The organism is Paeniroseomonas aquatica (assembly GCF_030409335.1).
Lineage (GTDB): Bacteria > Pseudomonadota > Alphaproteobacteria > Acetobacterales > Acetobacteraceae > Belnapia > Belnapia aquatica.
In genome coordinates this window covers 1-4,137 of sequence record NZ_JAUFPN010000093.1, presented here as the reverse complement: position 1 = coordinate 4,137, position 4,137 = coordinate 1, and the positions used below count along the sequence as shown (strand labels likewise).

Here is a 4,137-nt window from a genome sequence, read left to right as displayed (position 1 = left end):
CCGGCCGCTTTCTGGCCCCGCTTTTCAGCAGCCTGCTAGAGGCTGCTATAGACCGTTACCTGGGTAACAATCAGGCTTGTGGGCATGAATGCCCACAAGCCGTACTGTCTGATGTGTCCGATGACGAATGGGCTTTGGTCGCGCCCTACCTGACCTTGATGCCCGAGGAGGCCGGGCAGTGTGAGCACGCGCTGCGTGAGGTGTTCAACGGTAAGCGGCCGTTCTGGGCCCTCCCTCCCTTTGCGGTCCTAAACATGCTGGTTCGGTCTGGAACATGGAGCTTCCGGAGTAAGCGCCCACCGTCGGCTGCCTAGCAGCGCTGCAGGCTGATCTGCTTGGCTGTTGGATGGCGTAAGCGTTCGTCGCCGCCCTTAAGCCTAGCGGTAAGGTCGGTGCCGGATGGTCGAGTGGGTGAGGTCATCAGCGTCGTGGCACGGCGTCGCCGTTGGACGCTGGAGCAGAAGCTGGCGCTGGTCGAGGAAGTGTTGCGGCAGAACTTGGCGCCCTCATTCTGCCCGAGCCAAAGGCCAAGGATTTCCTTGGTGCCATCGGCGCGAACCCCGAGTGCGATGTGGACGCCTTGTTGCGGACCAGCCCCTCGTCGCGGATTTTCACCCGCAAAGCGTCAAAGAACACCAGTGGGTAGACCGGCTCGAGCGGCCGGGCCTGGGGCCCATCATGGGGCGTGGATGCCGCTCGGGGGCCGTCCACCTAATCATCGTGGCTGTCCAAGATTCGGGGTGCAGGTCTCGACAACCCAACCTTACCCAAGGACCACCACGATGGCCGCCACCATTACGGTGGCAATCTCCTACACCACGCCCGGGGGCACGACCTAGCCGGCGGGGTGCCGGAGAGCCACCTGCCTCGATTTGTGAGTGCAGAGCTGAATGGCCGTGCCACTCGACCGCCACCAAGCTCAACCCACATGAATTTTGCTTCAGTAATTTTTAAAAAATACAAGCCTTGTTCGGGTTAGAAATTCCCGTAGTCATATTCCTGTTGACGCCTATCAGTTGCCACTGAATCTATAAGAAAGGAAATAAGCGAAATATTGCTTGGTGTTTCCTGCTAAACATTACCGGGTTCATTCCGTTTAGAGATTTTGCTGTTGGTTCTCTTGTGAGATATCTTCAGCGTTATTTCCCAATGATGGGTGGGTTCCGGGAATATCTGCCTAATTTGCTCATTCAGAGCGCAAACGTGTGAAAGCACCGTTGAAGCTCAGGTGAAAGCGATGCCGACGTACTCGGTCGCTGGACAGGTGCAAGCGTCAAGCGCCTGAGGGCTGTAGCAGCCCACCATGCCGCATAAACCAATACGATGCCAGCGATGGCAGCGTGTCGTGTCGCGCGACAAGCTACAGAATGGAACATCAGTATGTCCAACGATGCAGTTACCAATACCTTGGACAAAGATCTGGGCTCGCTTAGTAACGCCTGGAATGTCCCTGCACCGGTCAATGGCGCCGTCACCCTGAGTGGTTCCGCCTCTATGATGGAGTGGGCAACCGGTCCTGATGCGGGCCACGGCTATGGCACGTATACCGTTACCGCGAAGGTAGATGGTAACCAGCCTGGTCCTGCCGTCATCCTTTGGCCAGGCGACAATCAATGGCCAGGCCAAGAATTTAACATGGTAGAAATCACCCCGGACGGCTCGGGCCGCCAGTATGGCACTGTTCATTGGAACAACAACGGTAGTGACGCCTACCAAACAATTGTTTACGATGGTGTCAGCAGTGGTCAATTCCATGACTACACAATGGTCTGGGAGCCTGGCAAGATCAGCTTTAAGGTTGATAGCAAAGAAATGGGATCTTTTACGGAAAACATCCCGGCTGATTTTGATAATGGCGGAATGAATAACACTATTGGTGTATTGAATAATAATTCGGCCACCTCTATCACCGTCTCAAACATTCAGTTTACGCCGCTCGGCGAACAGGTTGCATCCGTCGTCACCTCGGTTGCATCAAGTTTTGACGTCGCAACGAGTGCTGCAGTAACCAGCATTGCAGCGGCGGACACTGGTTATGTTGACTGGGACGCTCTCGCAGCCACAGTTACTGCGAATTTTGAAGCGACAGGCCAGTGGTTTCTCTAAATCGAACCGGTGGGGCATGTAGCCTGTAAACTGCCCTGGTTCGCTGGAAGCCTCTACCGTTAAGGGGATGGGGCCATGACAAAGAATACGTCGGACCGGTTTTTGCCTGAGGTCCGACAGTGGGCGGTACGGATGGTGCTGGACCACGGGGGCGGCCATGTCTCTCAGTGGGCCGCGATCGGTTCGATCGCGGCCAAGATCGGCTGCACGTCCGAGACGCTCCAGACGCGGGGTGAGGCGGGCCTGAACGAGATGCAAGCCAGTGGCTTGGCGCGAGGATGGAGGAGTAGGAACGCGTTAAGGCGCTGGGGTGCAAGGTCCACGTGCTGCAGCAGGTGTCGGCATATTTCGCGATGGCGCAGTTCGGCCACCGATCAAAACTTATGATCGCCTTCATCGACGATCACCGCTAAGTCTACGGGGTTGAGTTGATCTATGGGGTGCTGTGAATCGGTTCGCTGGCCTACCATGCTTGTGTCACGCTGCGTGCCGATCCAGCGCGAGCCTCGCCTCAAGTCCAACAGGACTTGGAACTCACAACGCAGATTCGAGAGGTACATGCGGCCAACTTCGATGTCTGCGGTGCCCGCAAGGTCTGATGGCGGTTGGCTGGGAGGACTGTGGTAGTCTGCTGCACGGTGGAACGCGTGAGATGGGTGGGCTGATACACCATCCGTCGTCTCCTCAAGCCGATCGGTAACATCCCGCCGGCCAAGGCCGAAGCTCGCTACTATGCGCTCAGCAGGAGGTTGCGCTGGCGGCCTGTCTCAAGCTCACCGGCTTCCAGCAGACCTGGGGCGGGTCACTGTCCGCTGTCATGGCCGCGGCCCCGTTGACACTGCTTGTCCTAATCAGCGTGAGCATTATCGATCAGTTTAATAGTTGTAGACTCGTCCGCGGACGATGCGAGGCTACTTCGCCTCCAGATGTGCCTTTTCAGCATGGAAGATTAAGCCAAGAGCCTGGGCTTGGTGCCCAGGTTGCGGACGGATTGCTGGAGATAGCGCTGTTGCTCAGGCAAAGATCATGTCACTGGCGTTGATCTTGCTGACATTGGCGAGGAAGACGCTGTCGCCGTCGGCGTCGTAAGTGACAAGCAGGCCGGCGACACCGGCTTCGGTGGCAGTGGCGGTATAGATGTCGGCCTTGGTCAGACCGGTGAACTTTAGGCGGTCGGTGCCGGCGGTGAAGTCCTGCACGGTGACGTGACCGTCGCCCTTCTCGAAGATGAAGGTGTCGCGGCCGGCGCCGCCGGTGAAGTCGCCGCCGCCGGAGCCGGCGTAGAAAAGGTCGTTGGCCTTGCCGCCGGTCGCGGTGGCGAAGCCTGCGCCGCCGTTTAGTACGAGGCGGACGCCGCCTTCGGTGGTGACTGTGTCGTGGCCGGCGCCGAGGGTGACATGGGCATTGGAGCCGGTGCCGTCGTAACCGGCGTTGTAGAGGCTGCCGTTGCCGGTCTTGTCATAGTCGGCGAGCGACGAGAGGCCGGCGGCTGTAAGTTGGACGACGTCGTCGCCGCCACCGGTCTTGATAGTGAAGTTGTTGCCGGCGATGCCGGCATTGCTCTGGGCGACCCAGGTGACGGTGTCGTTGCCGTTGCCGAGCTGGACGACGCCATTCTGAGCGCTGACCACCATAACATCCAGGTCGCGGGTGCCGGCGGCGCGGAGGTCGAGGTTGGCGGTGACGAAATTGTCGACGGCGATCTGGGTGTCCCAGGTGGCGTCCCAGGCCTTGGGCGCGAGCTGGACGGTGGAGAGATTGCCCCAGGCGGGGTTAGCGCCGAAGGTCTGGTAGCTGTCGCCGCCGAAGTCGAGCTGGCCGGACCAGACCTGGGCGGCTTGGCCCCAGGTGCCGGGGGTACCGAAGAGGGCTGGGATCAGGGCGGTGCCGCTGTTGACGGGGGGAGGAGGGGTGACCGGCGCAGCCTCGGTGAAAGAGAAGTCGACCGGCCCATTGCTCATCAGATCGGCGGTGCCGTCGGCCAGTGCCTTGCCGTTGTAGGTGATGCCGGTGACGTAAAGATTGCTGTCG

General features: G+C 59.3%; 2 protein-coding genes, 3 pseudogenes and 1 other annotated feature. Of the genes and pseudogenes, 3 read left to right on the top strand and 2 right to left on the bottom strand.

Features of this window, described 5'->3' with window-relative positions; all coding sequences use genetic code 11:
* Positions 1-104: 104 nt before the first annotated feature.
* Positions 105-218 (top strand): annotated as a pseudogene (locus QWZ14_RS08730) (transposase); the annotation flags it as partial.
* 275 nt (positions 219-493) lie between these two features.
* Here QWZ14_RS08730 and QWZ14_RS08725 read toward each other — a convergent pair.
* Positions 494-669, bottom strand: a pseudogene (locus tag QWZ14_RS08725) (transposase); the annotation flags it as partial.
* Positions 670-1,380: 711 nt separating this feature from the next.
* Between QWZ14_RS08725 and QWZ14_RS08720 the strand changes: the two are divergent.
* Positions 1,381-2,106 (top strand): family 16 glycosylhydrolase, encoded by a 726-nt coding sequence (locus QWZ14_RS08720; RefSeq protein ID WP_290316246.1) that lies wholly within the window; start codon positions 1,381-1,383, stop codon positions 2,104-2,106.
* 75 nt (positions 2,107-2,181) lie between these two features.
* Positions 2,182-2,328: pseudogene (locus tag QWZ14_RS08715) on the top strand (IS3 family transposase); the annotation flags it as partial.
* A gap of 118 nt (positions 2,329-2,446) precedes the next feature.
* Positions 2,447-2,564: a sequence feature (AL1L pseudoknot), on the top strand.
* A 555-nt stretch (positions 2,565-3,119) separates the two neighbouring features.
* On the opposite strand, the gene QWZ14_RS08710 reads toward QWZ14_RS08715, so the two are convergent.
* Positions 3,120-4,137: hypothetical protein (locus tag QWZ14_RS08710; protein ID WP_456307230.1), on the bottom strand; the 1,018-nt coding region annotated here is incomplete at its 5' end.